The organism is Streptomyces sp. NPDC005648 (assembly GCF_040605395.1).
Classification (GTDB): Bacteria; Actinomycetota; Actinomycetes; order Streptomycetales; family Streptomycetaceae; genus Streptomyces.
Genome location: NZ_JBEXCS010000098.1, coordinates 1 through 16,642, shown reverse-complemented (window position 1 = coordinate 16,642; position 16,642 = coordinate 1). Strand labels below are relative to the sequence as shown.

At 70.2% G+C, this 16,642-nt stretch carries 16 protein-coding genes, 3 tRNA genes and 2 pseudogenes; 15 read left to right on the top strand and 6 right to left on the bottom strand.

What is annotated here, in order from left to right; all coding sequences use genetic code 11:
* Positions 1-67: 67 nt before the first annotated feature.
* Both ABZT17_RS37295 and ABZT17_RS37290 read left to right on the top strand, forming a co-directional pair.
* Positions 68-346, top strand: a pseudogene (locus ABZT17_RS37295) (transposase); the annotation flags it as partial.
* A 137-nt stretch (positions 347-483) separates the two neighbouring features.
* Positions 484-987, top strand: a pseudogene (locus ABZT17_RS37290) (hypothetical protein).
* Positions 988-1,256: 269 nt separating this feature from the next.
* On the opposite strand, the gene ABZT17_RS37285 reads toward ABZT17_RS37290, so the two are convergent.
* Positions 1,257-1,658 carry a YccF domain-containing protein gene (locus tag ABZT17_RS37285; RefSeq protein ID WP_356355860.1) on the bottom strand — a complete coding sequence of 134 codons (402 nt, stop codon included), beginning with the start codon at positions 1,656-1,658 and terminating at the stop codon, positions 1,257-1,259.
* Positions 1,659-1,776: 118 nt separating this feature from the next.
* On the opposite strand from ABZT17_RS37285, the gene ABZT17_RS37280 reads away from it, so the two are divergent.
* Together ABZT17_RS37280 and ABZT17_RS37275 are read left to right on the top strand one after the other, a co-directional pair.
* On the top strand, positions 1,777-2,067 hold the full coding sequence (locus ABZT17_RS37280) for a YccF domain-containing protein (protein WP_356355893.1): 291 nt from the start codon (positions 1,777-1,779) through the stop codon (positions 2,065-2,067).
* A gap of 146 nt (positions 2,068-2,213) precedes the next feature.
* Positions 2,214-2,780, top strand: a complete 567-nt coding sequence (locus ABZT17_RS37275; RefSeq protein ID WP_356355858.1) for an SMI1/KNR4 family protein — start codon at positions 2,214-2,216, stop codon at positions 2,778-2,780.
* Positions 2,781-2,905: 125 nt separating this feature from the next.
* Here ABZT17_RS37275 and ABZT17_RS37270 read toward each other — a convergent pair whose 3' ends face one another.
* Positions 2,906-4,174, bottom strand: coding sequence for an APC family permease (locus tag ABZT17_RS37270; protein ID WP_356355857.1), 1,269 nt, complete (start codon positions 4,172-4,174; stop codon positions 2,906-2,908).
* A gap of 213 nt (positions 4,175-4,387) precedes the next feature.
* Between ABZT17_RS37270 and ABZT17_RS37265 the strand changes: the two genes are divergently transcribed.
* The gene (locus ABZT17_RS37265; RefSeq protein ID WP_356355855.1) at positions 4,388-4,654 is read left to right on the top strand and encodes a GlsB/YeaQ/YmgE family stress response membrane protein; all 267 of its coding nucleotides are present in this window, start codon (positions 4,388-4,390) and stop codon (positions 4,652-4,654) included.
* A gap of 135 nt (positions 4,655-4,789) precedes the next feature.
* Here the strand turns inward: ABZT17_RS37265 and ABZT17_RS37260 are convergent, their stop codons facing one another.
* Complete coding sequence (locus ABZT17_RS37260) at positions 4,790-5,278, bottom strand: YajQ family cyclic di-GMP-binding protein (RefSeq protein ID WP_030174428.1); 489 nt, start codon at positions 5,276-5,278, stop codon at positions 4,790-4,792.
* Positions 5,279-5,503: 225 nt separating this feature from the next.
* Between ABZT17_RS37260 and ABZT17_RS37255 the strand changes: the two genes are divergently transcribed.
* A tRNA-Tyr gene (locus ABZT17_RS37255) sits at positions 5,504-5,585 on the top strand.
* Between the two features lie 312 nt (positions 5,586-5,897).
* On the opposite strand, the gene ABZT17_RS37250 is transcribed toward ABZT17_RS37255, so the two are convergent.
* Entirely contained in the window at positions 5,898-8,339 is a 2,442-nt protein-coding gene (locus ABZT17_RS37250) for an MFS transporter (RefSeq protein ID WP_356355852.1), read from the bottom strand.
* A gap of 176 nt (positions 8,340-8,515) precedes the next feature.
* On the opposite strand from ABZT17_RS37250, the gene ABZT17_RS37245 reads away from it, so the two are divergent.
* On the top strand, positions 8,516-8,989 hold the full coding sequence (locus ABZT17_RS37245) for an NUDIX domain-containing protein (protein WP_356355850.1): 474 nt from the start codon (positions 8,516-8,518) through the stop codon (positions 8,987-8,989).
* Positions 8,990-9,096: 107 nt separating this feature from the next.
* Positions 9,097-9,309 (top strand): hypothetical protein, encoded by a 213-nt coding sequence (locus ABZT17_RS37240; RefSeq protein ID WP_356355848.1) that lies wholly within the window; start codon positions 9,097-9,099, stop codon positions 9,307-9,309.
* A gap of 37 nt (positions 9,310-9,346) precedes the next feature.
* On the opposite strand, the gene ABZT17_RS37235 is transcribed toward ABZT17_RS37240, so the two are convergent.
* On the bottom strand, positions 9,347-10,003 hold the full coding sequence (locus ABZT17_RS37235; protein ID WP_356355846.1) for an SDR family oxidoreductase: 657 nt from the start codon (positions 10,001-10,003) through the stop codon (positions 9,347-9,349).
* Between the two features lie 762 nt (positions 10,004-10,765).
* Complete coding sequence (locus tag ABZT17_RS37230) at positions 10,766-12,067, bottom strand: hydrolase (protein ID WP_356355844.1); 1,302 nt, start codon at positions 12,065-12,067, stop codon at positions 10,766-10,768.
* Between the two features lie 288 nt (positions 12,068-12,355).
* Here ABZT17_RS37230 and ABZT17_RS37225 point away from each other — a divergent pair.
* The 7 genes from ABZT17_RS37225 (at position 12,356) to ABZT17_RS37195 (ending at position 16,053) form a co-directional block, all read left to right on the top strand.
* Positions 12,356-12,428 (top strand) — tRNA-Thr (locus ABZT17_RS37225).
* A 46-nt stretch (positions 12,429-12,474) separates the two neighbouring features.
* Positions 12,475-12,547, top strand: a tRNA-Met gene (locus tag ABZT17_RS37220).
* A gap of 89 nt (positions 12,548-12,636) precedes the next feature.
* A complete protein-coding gene (rpmG, locus tag ABZT17_RS37215; RefSeq protein WP_003948671.1) occupies positions 12,637-12,801 on the top strand; it encodes a 50S ribosomal protein L33 in 165 nt (54 codons plus the stop codon).
* A gap of 102 nt (positions 12,802-12,903) precedes the next feature.
* The gene (locus ABZT17_RS37210) at positions 12,904-13,356 is read left to right on the top strand and encodes a MaoC family dehydratase N-terminal domain-containing protein (protein WP_356355842.1); all 453 of its coding nucleotides are present in this window, start codon (positions 12,904-12,906) and stop codon (positions 13,354-13,356) included.
* Positions 13,357-13,364: 8 nt separating this feature from the next.
* Positions 13,365-13,793, top strand: coding sequence for a MaoC family dehydratase (locus ABZT17_RS37205; RefSeq protein WP_356355892.1), 429 nt, complete (start codon positions 13,365-13,367; stop codon positions 13,791-13,793).
* A gap of 111 nt (positions 13,794-13,904) precedes the next feature.
* A complete protein-coding gene (locus tag ABZT17_RS37200; RefSeq protein ID WP_356355840.1) occupies positions 13,905-14,474 on the top strand; it encodes a TetR/AcrR family transcriptional regulator in 570 nt (189 codons plus the stop codon).
* A 133-nt stretch (positions 14,475-14,607) separates the two neighbouring features.
* Positions 14,608-16,053, top strand: a complete 1,446-nt coding sequence (locus ABZT17_RS37195) for a DHA2 family efflux MFS transporter permease subunit (RefSeq protein WP_356355838.1) — start codon at positions 14,608-14,610, stop codon at positions 16,051-16,053.
* Positions 16,054-16,642 lie beyond the last annotated feature (589 nt).

Here is a 16,642-nt window from a genome sequence, read left to right as displayed (position 1 = left end):
CCCGGTTGATGGCCAGATCTTCGAGGACTCCGGCGGCGATCAGCGCACAGCCGTCCGTCACGCGGAAGGCCGTGGATCGGAGGCGAGTGCGGCGGTCGTGGACTCGCAGTCGGTGGAGGCGGGCGCCACCGTCGGCTTCGCTTCACGGGGTTACGACGCCGGGAAGAAGATCAACGGACGCAAGCGGCACCTGCTCACCGACACCCTCGGACTCCTTCTCGCCGTGCTGGTCACACCGGCGTCCACGACCGACCGGGACGCCGCCCGCATTCTGCTGCCCGCGGCCAGGAGCCGTATGCGGCGGCTTTTCTTGATCTGGGCCGGCGGCGGCTACCGCGGCCACCTCCAGGACTGGGCTGCTCAGAGGTCGTTCTCTTTCCGAACCTCATGTGCGGATTCTGCTGGTCAGGCATGGGATGCCGCTGTCACGGAAGTCTCGGCTCGGTGCCGGTCGGGATGTTGTGGGGGTGGCGGATGCCGTCGATGCGGGCGGTCCTGGAAGCGCGGCGCAAGGCCGCAGCGGTGCGAGTGGAGGAGTTGGAAGCCGAACTGGTGCGGGGCGGAGGGACTTGGCGGACGCGGAAGAGGTACTCCGGCGCCGGGTGATCGGCCTGGAGCAGTGTCTGGAGGCGCTGGCCCAGGAGAAGAGCCCGCGGTGGTGGGTGTCGGAGTGTCGCGGAGGAAGCCGGTCGGGCCGCGACGCGCGGTGTCGCACCGGGAGAACGCGGACGGTGTCGGGGACCTCTCGGTGGACTACCAGGCGTTGATGGCCGCTGCCCTGGACGCGGGAGCCGATGGGTTGGGTGCCCGGCGGGCGGCGGTGGCGCTGGGCCGGGACAGCGCCTCCGCCTCCCGTGTCGAGGGAGCGCGGGCCCGGCTGAAACGGCTGGTGGAACGGGGCTGGCTGGTCGAGGAGAAACGGGCAGGTTCATGCTGTCCGCGCCGGAGCGGGTGCCTGGTGCCGAGCGGCCAGACGGCGGCTCATGACTGTGGTCATCGACCACAGGATTACGGCCTCGCTGGCGTCGGTGCGCCGTTCGTACCCCCGGACCAGGCGCCGGCTGCGCAGGAACCAGGCAAAGTTCGCTACACAGAGTAACCGTGCTCGGTAGGCGGTGCCTGCCCGTTCGACCGGCTTCAACGGGCTCACCGTACAGCCGAATGGCTGGTTTGGTTGCTTGCCACACTGGCAGCGCGGCATGCGCCTTGATGAGGGGTGTTTCCGTAAGGTCTGTCGGTTTCTCGCTCCTGAGCGGCTAGCGTCCCCCGAACCCCTGATCCGTAGACACAACCTCGCGTCCCAGCGGCATGAGTGAGATCGGGATGAGCTTCAGGTTGGCCCACCCGAACGGGATGCCAATGATCGACACGAATAGTGGGATGCTCGTGATCAGGTGCCCCAGCGCCAGCCACCATCCCGCGAAGATCACCCAGATCACGTTGCCGATGAAGGACCCTGCCCCGGCCTCCGGCCGTTCGACAGTGGTCCGGCCGAACGGCCACAACACGAACCCGGCGATACGCAGCGACGCGATGCCAAACGGGATGGTGACGATCAAGATGAAGCAGATCAGCGCAGCAACCAGGTAGGCGATCGCCATCCAGATGCCGCAGAAGACGAGCCACAGGATGTTCAGCAGCAGGTTCAACAGCTTCATGATCGATGCCTCTCAGGTCGCTCCACCCGACACTGCTTGCTACCACCAGTATCAGCAGGTCATGCACTCAGGCGAAACCGCAGCACCCTAGTAGCGTGATCAGGAACGTTCGAAGACGATCCCCTTCGGCATCGCGGCTTTCCGTATCGGGGTCTACGCCCTGTGGCCCTTCGGATACACGACGATCGAGCGCCGTGACGCCGGTGCGCCGTCCTGCATCGGCAATGTGCTGTGGCTGGTCCTCGCGGGCTGGTGGCTGGCGCTCACCCACATCGTCACCGGCATCGCCCTGTGCATCACGATCATTGGAATCCCGTTCGGGATCGCCAACTTCAAACTCATCCCGGTCTCGCTGCTGCCGCTCGGCCGCGAGATCGTGCGGACGGACGAGCCGTTCGCGGCGCGCTGACTCCGCCCGGCACAACTGTGCGAGTGGCCCGATCGAAGGGCGCGGCGATCTCCGCCCGCCCCTCGTCCGGGCCACGGCGTTTTCCACAACCCGGAGGTTGTCCACAGGCGGGCCCGATTGTCAGTGGCGCCTTGCATCATGAATCCATGACCGAGAACGAGCAGTTGCTGGCACGGGTCGCGACGAAGGCGCGCAACACCCGTCCATGGGGCTGGGCTTCCCTTCCCGAGCCCGTCGACGCGGCCACCGTGGCCCGCGCCGAGGCAACCCTCGGCTTCGCCCTGCCGCCGCTGCTCGCCGAGCTCTACCTGTGGATAGGGGACGGCGGCTTCGGCCCGGAGTACGGCCTGTTGCCTCTACTCGACAGCGCGCCCGCCGGAGAGCCCGCCGCCGTCGTGCAGTACCTCGCCAACCGTAAGAGCGCCCGCAAGGACCCGGACTGGCCGTGGCCCGACGGCGTCCTGCCGATATCCCACTGGGGCTGCGCCATGTACGCGTGCGTGGACTGCCGTTCCCCGCAAGCGACGGTTCTGCTCTTCGAGCCGAACGCCGGCGACGCTGCTCACGCCTGGTACGTCGACGCACCGAGCCTCGCGGACTGGCTGTGCAGCTGGCTCGACGGCACGGGCTGGTACGAGGAGACCAACGAGGGCGTGGACCTGGCTCCGTGGGCCGACTTCGCCATGCGCACGACTGAGGCGCACGCGTCCTGACACCGGTCGGTGAACGGGGCGGCGCTCCAGTCGCCAGGGAGTCGCTGGGCTCGCGCGCCGCCCCCCACGGTCCACCGCCGGGTTCTCTCCCCCCCGACGCCCGGTCGCCCCCGACACCGCACCCCCTACCCCTCGACGCCCCGTCGCTCCGTCGCCCACCGCCGCACTCCGTACGCCACCACGCCCACCGTCAGGACCCCCGCGCCCACGACCACCGAAACCTCTGGCAGCGAAAACGCGAGCACCACACACCCGATCAGCCCCACTGCCGGCAGTGCCCGTGCCGTCGGTGCCGGACTCAGCGTCCAGGCCGAGGCGTTGGCCACCGCGTAGTAGGCGAGCACACCGAAGGAGGAGAAGCCGATCGCGCCCCGTACGTCCACCGTGGCGGCCAGGGCGGCGACCACCGCACCCACGGCCAGCTCGGCGCGGTGCGGCACCTGGAAGCGTGGATGCACGGCGGACAGCGCGGCGGGCAGATGCCGGTCCCGAGCCATGGCCAGGGTCGTGCGGGAGACGCCCAGGATCAGCGCGAGCAGGGAACCCAGCGCGGCCACGGCTGCCCCGACCCGAACCACCGGCACCAGCCCCGGCACCCCGGCCGCCCGCACCGCGTCGGCCAGCGGAGCAGCCGCACGCCCAAGACCACCGGCCCCCAGCACGGAAAGGACGGCCACCGCCACACACACGTACACCGCGAGCGCGATGCCCAGGGCCAGCGGGATCGCACGGGGGATGGTGCGCGCGGGATCGCGTACCTCCTCGCCGAGGGTCGCGATGCGCGCGTACCCGGCGAACGCGAAGAACAGCAGACCGGCCGCCTGCAGCACGCCGCCCGCGCCCCCGGAGGCCCCGATGTCCAGACGCCCGGCCTCGGAGGCATCCGACCCCAGACACACGACCACCACGGAAGCGAGGACAGCCAGCACCACAGCAACGATCACCCGGGTCAGCCAGGCGGACTTCTGTATGCCGCCATAGTTCACCGCGGTCAGCGCGACCACGGCGGCGACCGCCACGGCGTGTGCCTGACCCGGCCATACGTACGCGCCCACGGTGAGCGCCATCGCCGCACAGGAGGCCGTCTTCCCGACCACGAACGACCAGCCCGCGAGGTAACCCCAGAACGCGCCCAGCCGCTCGCGCCCGTACACATACGTGCCGCCGGAGGCCGGATACAGCGCGGCCAGACGGGCCGAGGACGTGGCGTTGCAGTAGGCGACCACGGCGGCGACCGCGAGGCCGAGCAGCAGTCCGGAGCCGGCCGCGCGGGCCGCGGGGCCCAGGGCGGCGAAGATCCCGGCCCCGATCATCGAGCCGAGCCCGACGATCACGGCGTCACCGACGCCGAGGGTGCGACGCAGTTCGGGGGCGGAAGTGGGGGACTGAGCCATGGCCCGCACCCTACTGACCGCTGCAACCGAGGAGCCTCACCATGACGTCCTCCACATCAACAGAGCACGAACAAGCGCACGGCGAGCCGGTCTCAGAGCCGAGCGGCACGCGGTGCGCACCACGGACGCACGTCGCGCCACGTACAGCCTGTCCGCACCGAACTCACACCATCCGGACAGTGCACGCACAGCGCGGGAGGGCAGGTTCACGGCATGACGTTCATCAGCTGGATCATCCTGGGGCTGCTGGCCGGGGCCATCGCCAAGTTCCTGCTGCCGGGACGCGACCCGGGCGGCTTCATCGGCACGACGATCATCGGTGTCGCGGGCGCGTTCATCGGCGGATGGATCTCGGCGCGTTTCCTGGACCATCCGATCACCAAGCACTTCTACGACGGCGCGACCTGGGCGGCGGCCATCGGTGGCTCGCTGGTCCTGCTGATCGCCTATCGCATCCTGTTCGGCAATTCGCGCAACTGACCGAGTGCGCGCCCTGGTGCGACCGAGCACACCCCCGGACCGCAGCCAGCAGGAGAGAAGGGTGGGCATCGACGGGTGCCCACCCTTCCTCGTACCGCTGCTGTGATCGTGAGCCGGTGCCGCGGATCCCCGGGCCTACCGGTAGTTCACGAACTGGAGCGCGAAGTCGAAGTCCTTGCCCTTGAGGAGGGCGATGACAGCCTGCAGGTCGTCGCGGCTCTTGGAGCTGACGCGCAGTTCGTCGCCCTGCACCTGAGCCTTCACCCCCTTGGGCCCCTCATCGCGGATGATCTTCGCCACCTTCTTCGCGTTCTCCTGGGAGATGCCCTCCTCGATGGACGCGAAGATCTTGTACTCCTTGCCGGACAGCTGGGGCTCGCCCGCGTCCAGCGCCTTCAGGGAGATACCGCGCTTGATCAGCTTGGACTGGAAGACGTCGAGAACGGCCTTGACGCGGTCCTCGGAGTTCGCCTCCATCAGGATCTTCTCGCCGGACCACGAGATCGAGGCACCCACGCCCTTGAAGTCGTAGCGCTGCGAGATCTCCTTGGCGGCCTGGTTGAGGGCGTTGTCGACCTCCTGCCGCTCGACCTTCGAGACGATGTCGAAACTGGAGTCGGCCATGTCCTGTGGCTCCTTGTATCGGGGTGCTTGTGAGGTGCGTATCGGCGGGCGTGGGGGTGGCCGCCGAGCCCGGCGTGGAACCCGGGCCGCATCCGCACAAGCCTAGCCACCCGTGGTCCCTCGGGCGCAGATCAATCGGGTGGCGAAGCACCCCTCCGTATCGGGTATTGTTTACGTCGTTGCCAGAGAGCACCGCCGAAAAGCGGTTCGAACGGCAGCAACCCCGGCGGTGTGCCCGAGCGGCCAAAGGGAGCAGACTGTAAATCTGCCGGCTCAGCCTTCCCAGGTTCGAATCCTGGCGCCGCCACGCTGAGAGAAAGACCCCCTCCGAACTGCGGAAACGTAGTGCGCAGGGGGTCTTCTTCTTGGGCTTCTCGCGTGACTGACGCATGCCCCCGGGCCGCCGATGCGTGCCCCCGGCCGCTGATGCCCGCCCCCGAGCCTCCGACTGCCCGCCCCACCCTGGGCCCCGCGGCACCCATGGCCCGCCCCACTCTGGGCCCCGCTCACCCCATGGCCCGCCCCATCCAAGGCGTTCGCAGACACCGCGCAGCCCCCTCCGCTCAAGGAGGCCACGCGGGTCGGGTCGGGTTGGTTCGGTGGGTGGTCGGGGTGGGAACTACTCCCCGCTGTGCGTCAGTTGGATGTCGTGGTCGTCGATTCCGCCGCCGCCCGGGACGGAGACGGTCGCGGCCTGCGGCGGGTATCCGGTCGCGATGACCGTGTACGTGCCGATGTCCAGGTCGGAGAAGGCGTACGCCCCGTCCAGGCCTGTCCTGGTCGTGGCGACGACGTTGCCCGCCGCGTCCACCAGCGTGACCCGGGCGTCGCCCAGGGGAACGCCCCCGCCCCGTACCGTGCCTCGCACCTGCGCGCCGGCCCGGAGCTCGATCTCGACACGGGTGGTCCCGGCGCCGCCGACCTCGACGGGCAGGGCCACGGGGCGGTGCTTGGGGGAGTTGACGGCGAGCGTGACCGTTCCCGGCACCAGGTCGGTCACCGTGAACTCGCCCAGCACGTCCGTGCGTCCGGTGGCGAGGACCTCCCCGCGCACGTCCGTCACGATGACCAGCGCGTCGGCGACCGGCGCCCCGCTCTCGGCGGCCCGCACCAGCCCCGCGAGGCCGCTCGTGCCGCTCAGCAGGACGTCGTAGGAGACCGGCGCCTCGGCGACGACGAGCGTCGAGGCCTGGGGCTGGAAGCCGTCGGCGGAGGTGATCAGGACGTAGGAGCCGCCGACCGGCGCGTCTACGCCGTAGGCGCCGTCGGGCCGTGAGACGGACCGGCTCAGCTGCCTGCCGCCGAGCGAGATCAGGGTGACCGCCGCCCCCGGCACCGGTACACGCTCCGCGCCGAGGACGTGGCCCGTCACCCGGACGCCGGTGGTGTCTGTGGAGCCGTTCGTCACGGTCGTAGGCGCAGTCGTAGCGGTAGCGGTAGCGGTAGCGGAAGCCGTAGCCGTAGGTGCGGCCGAAGGCTCAGTCGTCGTCGCGAGTGCGGGCGTACGTTCGATGCCGGTGCCCGGTTCCGCGCCCGTGATCATCGGGCCCGGCGTACCCGTCCCGGCGGACGTCCCGGTCGCGGCAGGCGTCGTAGCGGAATGTCCGCCGGTCGGGGCTCCCTCGGTGACCGCGGTCGCCGGCCGGTGCCGCGGAATGAACGACGCCACGACGAACGCCAGCAGTGCCGCGCCGCCGCCCACCGCCAGGACCGTCTTGAAGCCGTTCTCGGACGGGACCGCGACCGGGCCCAACTTGATCGTCATCTGGGAGAGGATCACGCCGGCGACGGCGCTCGCGGTGGACGTGCCGATGGACCGCATCAGGGTGTTGAGGCTGTTCGCGGCGCCCGACTGGGACGGCGGCACCGCGCCCATGATGAGGGACGGCATCGCGCCATAGGTGAAGCCGATGCCCGAGCCGATGACACACGACACCAGCACGAACTCCCAGACCTCGGACATCAACAGGATGTTGAGGCCGTAGCCGGCGGCCGCGATCAGCGAGCCGAGCATCAGGCTGGTCTTGGGGCCCTTGGCCTTGGACAGAGCGGCCGAGACCGGGGCGATCGCCATCATCACCAGTCCGGACGGTGCCATGACCAGGCCGGCGGTGAGGAGGGACTTGCCGAGCCCGTACCCGGTCGCCTCAGGCAACTGCAGGAGCTGAGGAAGCACCAGGGACATCGCGAACATGCCGAAGCCGAGCGCGACCGAGGCGAGGTTGGTGACCAGGACCTGGCGGCGGGCCGTCGTACGCAGGTCGACCAGCGGCTGCTCGGTACGCAGCTCGAACCAGCCCCACAGCAGCAGGATCACGACCGCCGCGGCGAACAGACCGAGCGTGGTGCCGCTGCCCCAACCCCAGTCGCCGCCCTTGGAGATGGCCAGCAGCAGGCAGACCAGGCCGGCCGCCATGCCGAGCCCGCCGACGACGTCGAAACGACCGCCCGTACGCACCTTCGACTCCGGGACCACGAACAGCACCAGCAGCAGCGCTACGACGCCCAACGCGCCCGAACTCCAGAACAGCACGTGCCAGTCGAAGTTGTCGGCGATCAGAGCCGCGGCGGGCAGGCCCAGAGCCGCTCCCACGCCGAGCGAGGCACTCATCATGGCGGTGGCCGAGCCGAGCCGTTCGGCGGGCAGTTCGTCGCGCATGATGCTGATGCCGAGCGGGATCACACCGCCGGCCATGCCCTGCAGCACGCGCCCGACGATCATCGGCGCGAGCGAGTCGCTGAGGGCGGCGGTCGCCGAACCGGCGATCAGCAGGACCAGGCTGGCCAGCAGCATGCGCCGCTTGCCGTACATGTCGCCGAGCCGCCCCATCATGGGGACGGCCACGGCTGCCGCGAGCAGCGTGGCGGTGACCGCCCAGGCGGTGTCGGACGCGGGGGCGTTCAGGAGCTTGGGCAACTCCGGGACGATCGGGATGACCAGGGTCTGCATCAGCGAGACCACGATCCCGCCGAAGGCCAGCACCGCGACGACGGCACCGGCCCGCGGCGCTGCGGACTTCACCCCGTCGTCGTCGGTGGGGCGGGGGAGTGCGTGGGACATGGGTCGGCCTCCGTGGAGGTGGGGCATCGGGCATGCACGACCCCCCCAAGTTAAGTCAGTTGATTGACTTAAGCAAGGAGGGTTGGATTGTGTGGGGGAAGGGGGGAGGTCTTGGGGGAGGGGTGCGACACCGGGGGTGGTGGGAGGGAGGCGTCGCCGCGGGTAGGGACGACGGCATGGCGCGTATCGACTACTTCCACGAGCCCGACGCCCCGGCCGCCAACTCGGTGGTGCCCGCGGTCGTGGCACTGGTGCAGAACCCCGCCGGACAGGTGCTCATGATCAGGCGCTCCGACAACGGTCGCTGGGCCCTTCCCGGAGGCGGCCACGACCTGGGGGAGTCCATCAGCGAGACCGTGGTGCGCGAGGTCCGTGAGGAGACCGGCGTCGAGGTCGAGGTGGTCGGCCTGACCGGCATCTACACCGACCCCGGACATGTGATGCGCTACGACGACGGCGAGGTCCGCCAGCAGTTCAGCCTCTGCTTCCGCGCGCACCCCACGGGCGGCGAACTCCGCACGAGCGCCGAAACACCCCTCGTCCGCTGGGTCGACCCGCCCGAGCTGCCCGAACTGGACATCCACCCCACCATGCGCCTACGGATCGACCACGCGCTGGACCGCACGCGAACGGGCCCCTACATCGGCTGAGGCTCCCTGCCTCAGCCGAGCCTCCCTGCATCGGTTTAGCTTCCCTGCCTCGGCTCAGGCTCCCTGCCTCGGCTGAGGCCCGCGCTCGTACGGGGCACACTGACCCCATGTCCACTCGCCGCAGACGCTGCCCCGAATGCCGTCGCGAGATCGCCGTCGTCGCCGGCCGTTTCGCCCGGCACGACCCGCCCGGCGCCCGCGAGAACGGCGCCCTGGTCTCCTGCCCCGGTTCCCGCCGCCAGGCCCAACTCGACGCGTCCCAACCATCCTTGGACGGCTACGTCCTTCCAGAGATGCCGGGCCAGATGCCGCTGTTCTGAACCGGTTTTGACGCGTCAGGTTTTGACGCGTCAGGAGTCAGTTGCCGGCCACCGACTTCACCGCCACCGAGACCGGCGTCGACCCGCTGATCAGCTCAAGCGTCAGACCGGCCGTCGCAGTGGAGTCCACCAACTCCGCCAATACGGCGGCCACGTCGTCCCGCGGAATCGGACCGCGGCCGGTGTGCGCCTCCAGCCGTACGAGTCCGGTACCGGCGTCGTTCGTCAGCATCCCGGGGCGCAGGATCGTCCAGTCCAGAGCGTCCAGATTCCGGACGTGGGCGTCGGCCTGGCCCTTCGCCCGCAGGTAGACATCGAAAACGTCGTCCCCGGTGTGCGCGGGATCGGCCCCCATCGACGAGACGACCACGTGTCGCCGTACGCCCGCCCGAACCGCCGCGTCCGCGAAGAGGATCGCCGCCCCCTTGTCCACCGTGTCCTTGCGGGCCACCCCGCTGCCCGGACCGGCGCCCGCCGCGAAGACCGCCGCGTCCGCGCCCTGAAGATGCGCCGCGACCTCCTCGACCGAGGCCGACTCCAAGTCCAACAGGACCGGTTCGGCACCGGCCTCCCGCAGGTCGTCGCCCTGTTCGGCATGACGGATGATCCCCGCGACCTCGTCCCCACGCACGGCGAGCAGGCGCTCCAGCCGCAACGCGATCTGACCATGACCACCAGCGATGACAATGCGCATGTCTTCGACCGTACGCCCGGGTAGCCGCATCCGCCGCACGACTTGAAGCACGTACCGGGGGCGCGTGTGGGCAGGGCGGGCGCGGGGCGCAGGGGGAGAGCGCATGCGCCGAGCGCACGGATCGGCGGTGTGTACGCGGGGCGTGCGCGCTGGCATCGCGCGCTCCCAGCGCGAGCTTGCGTTGCGTATCGGGGCGTGTGCCGGTGGGTGCGCGCCGGGTGGTGGACGAGGAGCGGCGCACACGCTTTGTCTGCGGCTTGGTTTGGGAGCGGGTAGTGCACGCGCTCGGCCTGGGGGGCGCAGTCCACGCCTGGGCATGTGAGAGGTGGCGTGCGCTCCGGCGAGCGAGGAATGGCGGGTGCGTGAGGAACGTGCTTTCCGCGGGAGAGGGGTTGCTCCGGCGGGAGCGCAGGCAGGGCGCCTGGGGGCTCGGCGCACGAGCGGGTTGCGCACAGCGCTCACCACGGCGCGCACAGGGGTGGTCCCGCCGTGCAAGGGCCTGTCGTAAGTCGTAAATGGAGCCGCATCCCGCTCCGCCGCCCGTGCCCTGCTCGCACCACCCACGCCCAGCGCGCAAGCCCAACCTCGCGCCCGCCTTCCGCACACGCGCCCAGCGCGCGCTCCCGCATCACGCGCCCTCAATGCACATGCACGCTCCGGCGCACGCCCTCAGCCCACATTGCGCGCCCCCGCATGCGCTCCCCTGCCCCCCCCCACGCCCCCCTGCGATCCCTTGGCGCCCACGCCCGGCGCGCGCCCCCCTCACGACACCTCCCCCCGCCCCTGCCGAGGTAGCCCCAGTTCTGCTGTGGCTGCTGTGTTGCAGTACTCGCGTACCGCGCTGGTGCGGGCCACGACTCGGCCCCGGTGTACGACGATCCGGCTGTAGGCCAGGGACAACGCGCCTGTCAGCCGATCCCCCCGCACGGCGAGCAGTTCGGCGGGGAAGCCGGCCTCGACCCGTACCTCGGGCAGGCCCAGGGCGGCCCGCGCGGACGTGCTCACCGCGTCGTAGGCCTCCTCGGGCCGCAGCCCGTACCGGGAGGCCAGCAGATAGGCGGCCTCCAACGGGTCCCCGCGCCCCACCGGATTCGACACGTCCCTCAGGGCGCCGCTGCCGGCCGCGACCCTCACACCCGCTGCCCGCAGCAGCCGTACCGGAGCCGTCCCGCGCCGATCGGTGCCGTCGCAGACGCCCTGGGGCAGGCACACCACGGTCACCCCGGCCGCCGCGAGCTGGTCGGCGGTGCGGTGGGCCGTCTCGGTGGGCAGACGGGCGAGGCCGCCGCACGGGCCGAGGGCCACCCCGGGGCGCAAGCCCCCGGCCATCGCGGCGAAGCGGGCCAGACGAGCCGGGTCGGTGGCGTCGGTGTGCAGATCGACGGGGCACCCGTGCTCGGAGGCGACCTCGAGGACGGCCTCCACATAGCCCGTCGGATCGGGGTCCACATCCGGACAGCCACCCACCACGGAAGCGCCCATCTTCACCGCGTCCCGCAACATCGCGAGCCCCTCGGCCCCCGCGACCCCGGTCAGCACCCTGGGCATGGCCACGGCCGTCAACTCCGTCAGCCCGCGCAGTGAACGCCGCGCCTGCAGCAGGGCGGCCAGCGCGCCCAGCCCCTGCACGTCGCCGACACGCACGTGTGCCCGCAACGCGGTCGCCCCGTGCCCGAGTTGCAGCAGAGCGGCCTCCGTGGCCCGGCGCTGGACGTCATGGGGGTCGTGCGAGGCGGGCCCGTCGGCGTCGGCCGACAGCGCGGTGTCGCCGTGGGCGTGCGGCTCGGCGGGAGCCGGCAGCAGCAGATAGCTGCTCAGGTCCACCCGCGCCCCACACGCGCGCGTGCCGCCCACCGCCAGACTCCCGGCCGTACCGACAGCCTCGATACGCCCGCCCCCGAGCCGTACGTCCACGGTCCGACCGTCGGTGAGCCGCGCCCCGCACAGCAGGAGCGAAGCCGGATCCCCCTGCCCCGAGCCCTCCGACGAGCCCGAGGCCGACGAATGAGGCGGCTGTGGCTGCGGTTCCGAGTGTGGCTGTGGCTGCGGCTGACTGTCGGGCATCGCGCTCCAGGGGCTCGGGGCTGCGCAGAGGGACGCCTCGCGGCTGCGCAGGGGACGCAAGATCACGCAGAGTGAGTCGAGCCTAGGGCGGTGATCCGCTCGCGGCGGGGAGGAGCGCAATAGTCGTACCGGTGTGGTCCGCCGTACGAACGAGGCTTCAGTGGCTGGTGGGAGAGCCGGAGGGAGGCCCGGAACGAGGGCCGTCCCACCCCGCTCCAAGAGCCCGCCCGCGTGCCGCGAAACGGATTTGGGTGAACGGCTGCGGACCGTGTAATGTCTTCATCGCTCGCCCCAATAGCTCAGTCGGCAGAGCGTCTCCATGGTAAGGAGAAGGTCTACGGTTCGATTCCGTATTGGGGCTCTGGTGTGTGAGGTTCCCGTCGCGAGGCGGGAACGGATCGCATCACAGCGGTGTAGCTCAGTCGGTAGAGCAAGCGGCTCATAATCGCTGTGTCACCGGTTCAAGTCCGGTCACCGCTACTGACAGTAGCCGATTGTGGGGTCGGTCCTTCGATCGGCTACTCTTTTATGCGTTAAACCATCCCACCCGTTCGTCAAGGAGCACTCACGTGGCTGCCACCGACGTCCGCCCGAAGATCACGCTGGCCTGCGTGGAGTGCAAGGAGCGGAACTACATCACCAAGAAGAACCGGCGTAACAACCCGGACCGACTGGAGATGAAGAAGCACTGCCCGCGTTGCAACGCGCACACCGCGCACCGCGAAACGCGATAAATCAGGCTCGTTCGCGAGGCCGTCCCCACAACAGGGGGCGGCCTCGCGGCGTTTGGACCGCTGCAGCGAACGTTAGTTATCGACACCAGGAGGTGCCGGGCCATGGCGCTCGACCAGTCCTTCGTGGGGCGGACCTACCCGCCCACCGACCCCTACGAGGTGGGCCGGGAGAAGATCCGTGAGTTCGCGGAGGCGGTGGGGGACACCAACCCGGCGTACACGGACCCGGAGGCCGCCAAGGCGCTCGGCCACCCCGACGTCGTCGCCCCGCCGACCTTCGTGTTCGCCATCACCTTCAAGGCGGCCGGACAGGTCGTCCAGGACCCGCAGCTGGGCCTGGACTACAGCAGGGTGGTCCACGGCGACCAGAAGTTCTCCTACGTCCGTCCCGTACGCGCGGGTGACCGGCTCACCGTCACCTCCACCATCGAGGCGATCAAGTCCCTGGCAGGCAACGACATCCTGGATATCCGTGGCGAGGTCCACGACGAGGCCGGCGAACACGTGGTGACGGCCTGGACCAAGCTGGTCGCGCGCGCGGCAGAGGAGGCGTGAGCAACAAGATGACGGCGAAGATCGCATACGACGACGTCGAGGTCGGCACCGAGCTGCCCGCCCGGACCTTCCCTGTGACTCGTGCCACTCTCGTCCAGTACGCGGGCGCCTCCGGGGACTTCAACCCGATCCACTGGAACGAGAAGTTCGCCAAGGAGGTCGGCCTCCCGGACGTCATCGCGCACGGCATGTTCACCATGGCGGAGGCGATCCGGGTGGTCACCGACTGGGCGGGCGACCCGGGCGCGGTCGTCGAGTACGGCGTCCGCTTCACCAAGCCCGTGATCGTCCCGAACGACGACAAGGGCGCGGAGATCGAGGTCAGCGCCAAGGTCGCCGCCAAGCTCGACGACAACACGGTTCGGGTGGACCTCACGGCCACCAGCGCCGGCCAGAAGGTGCTGGGCATGTCCCGAGCGGTCGTACGACTGGCGTGATCCACGCGCGCGTGCGGTGACGGTAAGGGGCGTACTCCATGGAGGGGCGCCCCTTACTCGCTCCCCGACCCACCCTTGACGTAGTTAGTGATTGAGTACTAACTTACTTGCATGGCCAGGATGAGCGCAGAGGAGAGGCGTGAGAGCGTCATCCGCGCGGCGACCACCGAGTTCGCCCGTGGTGGCTACTACGGCACGTCGACAGAGGCGATCGCCAAGCGTGTGGGCGTCTCACAGCCGTATCTCTTCCGGCTCTTCCCGGGCAAGAAGGCGCTCTTCCTCGAAGTGGCCAAACGGTGCGTGGACGACACGATCCGCACGTTCGAGGAGGCGGTCGAGGGGCTGGAGGGCGAAGAGGCCCTGCATGCCATGGCGAACGCGTACACCAAGCTCATCGCCGACAGCCCCGAGCGGCTGCTGATGCAGATGCAGATGTACGTCGCCGTGGGCGCCGCCGAACAGGCCGGTGACCACGAGCTCGGCGAGGAGGTCCGAGCCGGCTGGATGCGGCTGTGGGACACGGTTCATCTGCCGCTCGGCGCCGACACCGGCGAGACGACGACGTTCCTGGCGTACGGGATGCTCATCAACTGCCTGGTGGCCATGGGCTTCCCGCCCGAGCACCGGGTCTGGGAAGGGCTCTACCCCGAAGCGCGGCTGAAGGGCCGCCTGGAGAAATAGCGCAAAGCGCACACGGTGGATGGAGAGGATCCAACCGACCCTCCCCCGGCACGGTCACGTGCGCCCACCAAAGTTAGTTATCGATAACTAATAAGAAGTCCAAGCACCACACCACCCACCCTCTGGGGGAGCGATGTCAGAGCAGATCGCACGTCGTCGCGGGGGAACCGTCTGGGCCCTCGTCATCACCAGCGTCGCCGGTTTCATGGCGGCCCTCGACAACCTGGTGGTCACCACCGCCCTGCCCTCCATCCGCAAGGACCTCGGCGGAGCGCTGGACGACCTCGAATGGACCGTCAGCGCCTACACCCTCACGTTCGCCGTCCTCCTCATGACAGGCGCGGCCCTCGGTGACCGGTTCGGCCGCCGACGCCTCTTCCTCACCGGCCTCACGATCTTCACCGGCGCGTCCGCCGCCGCGGCCATGTCCACCGGCATCAACGCCCTCATCGCCGCCCGCGCGATCCAGGGCGTCGGCGCGGCGATCATGATGCCCCTCACTCTCACCCTGCTCACGGCAGCGGTCCCCGCGGCCAAGCGGGGCATGGCGTACGGCATCTGGGGCGCCGTCAACGGCCTCGCGGTCGCCTCCGGCCCGCTGATCGGCGGCAGCCTCACCGAGCACGTCTCCTGGCACTGGATCTTCTGGCTGAACGTCCCCCTGGGCATAGCCCTGCTGCCCCTCGCCCGCCTGCGCCTGGCCGAGTCCCACGGCACGGGAGCGCCCCTCGACGTCCCCGGCACCGTGCTCGCCAGCGGCGGCCTCTTCGGAATCGTCTACGGCCTGGTCCGCGGCCCCGCCGACGGCTGGACGGCCCCGCTCGTCCTCACAGGCCTGTTCGCCGGCACCGCCCTGCTCGCGGCCTTCATCCTCTACAGCCTGCGCGCCAAGAACCCCATGCTGCCCATGCGTCTGTTCCGCTCCCGGGCGTTCTCCGGCATCAACGCCGCGAGCCTTCTGATGTTCCTGGGCATGTTCGGCTCGATCTTCCTCCTCAGCCAGTTCATGCAGGGCGTCCTCGGTTACTCGCCGACCGAGGCGGGGCTGCGGATGCTGCCCTGGACCGGCATGCCGATGCTCGTCGCCCCGATCGCCGGCATCCTCTCCGACCGCATCGGCGGCCGCCCCGTGGTGGCAACGGGCCTCTTCCTCCAGGCGGCCGGCCTCGGCTGGATGGCCGCCGTGGTCGCCCCGGGCGTCTCCTACGCCGCCCAGCTGCCCGCCCTGATCATCAGCGGCGTCGGCATGGCCCTGTACTTCGCCCCCGCCGCCAACCTGGTCATGTCCAGCGTCCTTCCCAAGGAACAGGGCATCGCCTCCGGCGCGAACAACGCTCTCCGCGAGGTCGGTGGGGCGCTCGGTGTCGCGATCATGGCGTCGATCTTCTCCGCGCAGGGTGGCTACCAGTCCGCCCAGGCCTTCGTCGACGGCCTCCAGCCCGCGCTGGTGACCGGCTCGGCGGTGGTCGCTGTCGCGGGAGCGGCGGCACTGCTGATCCCACGGCGCCGGTCCGCCCAGCCGGCGAGGTCGGCTTCCGCCGAGGGGGTGACGTCGGTGCTGGAGCCTGCGGCTCGCTGATGGCAACGGGACGGCTCCGCCGGGGGTGGGGTCGTTTCGTCTGTTCTGGCGTGGGGGGTTGCGCGGACGGGGGTGTGGCTGGATGTCGTAGGGCGGGTGCGGCGCCGTGGGGGCTGGTCGCGCAGTTCCCCGCGCCCCTAAAAACCGACGCGCGCCCGGCGTTGCGATGAGCCGTCGGCCTCGGGGATCACAGTGCGGCGCCGTGGGGGCTGGTCGCGCAGTTCCCCGCGCCCCCAAGAAAACCCACACGCGGCCGGCGTTGCGATGAGCCGTCGGCCTCGTGGATCACAGTGCGGCGCCGTGGGGGCTGGTCGCGCAGTTCCCCGCGCCCCTGAAAGGCGTGCCGGTGGGCGGCGTTGATATGGGCCGTCGGTCCTGCGCGCCTGAAAGGCAGGGCGTGCAGGCGCCCTCGGTGAGAAGGCCATGTGGGCTTGGGCGTCGTGCAGGCGCGTACGGCGGGGAGGGGACGGGACGGGGGGTGTCCGCCCGCAGCGGCGGGCGTCCGGCACCGGGTGCCCTGTCGAAGAAACAGTGGCGCCCGACCGAGGACGGATACCCCCCGGCCCGGCCCCGACTCACCCACCACCCC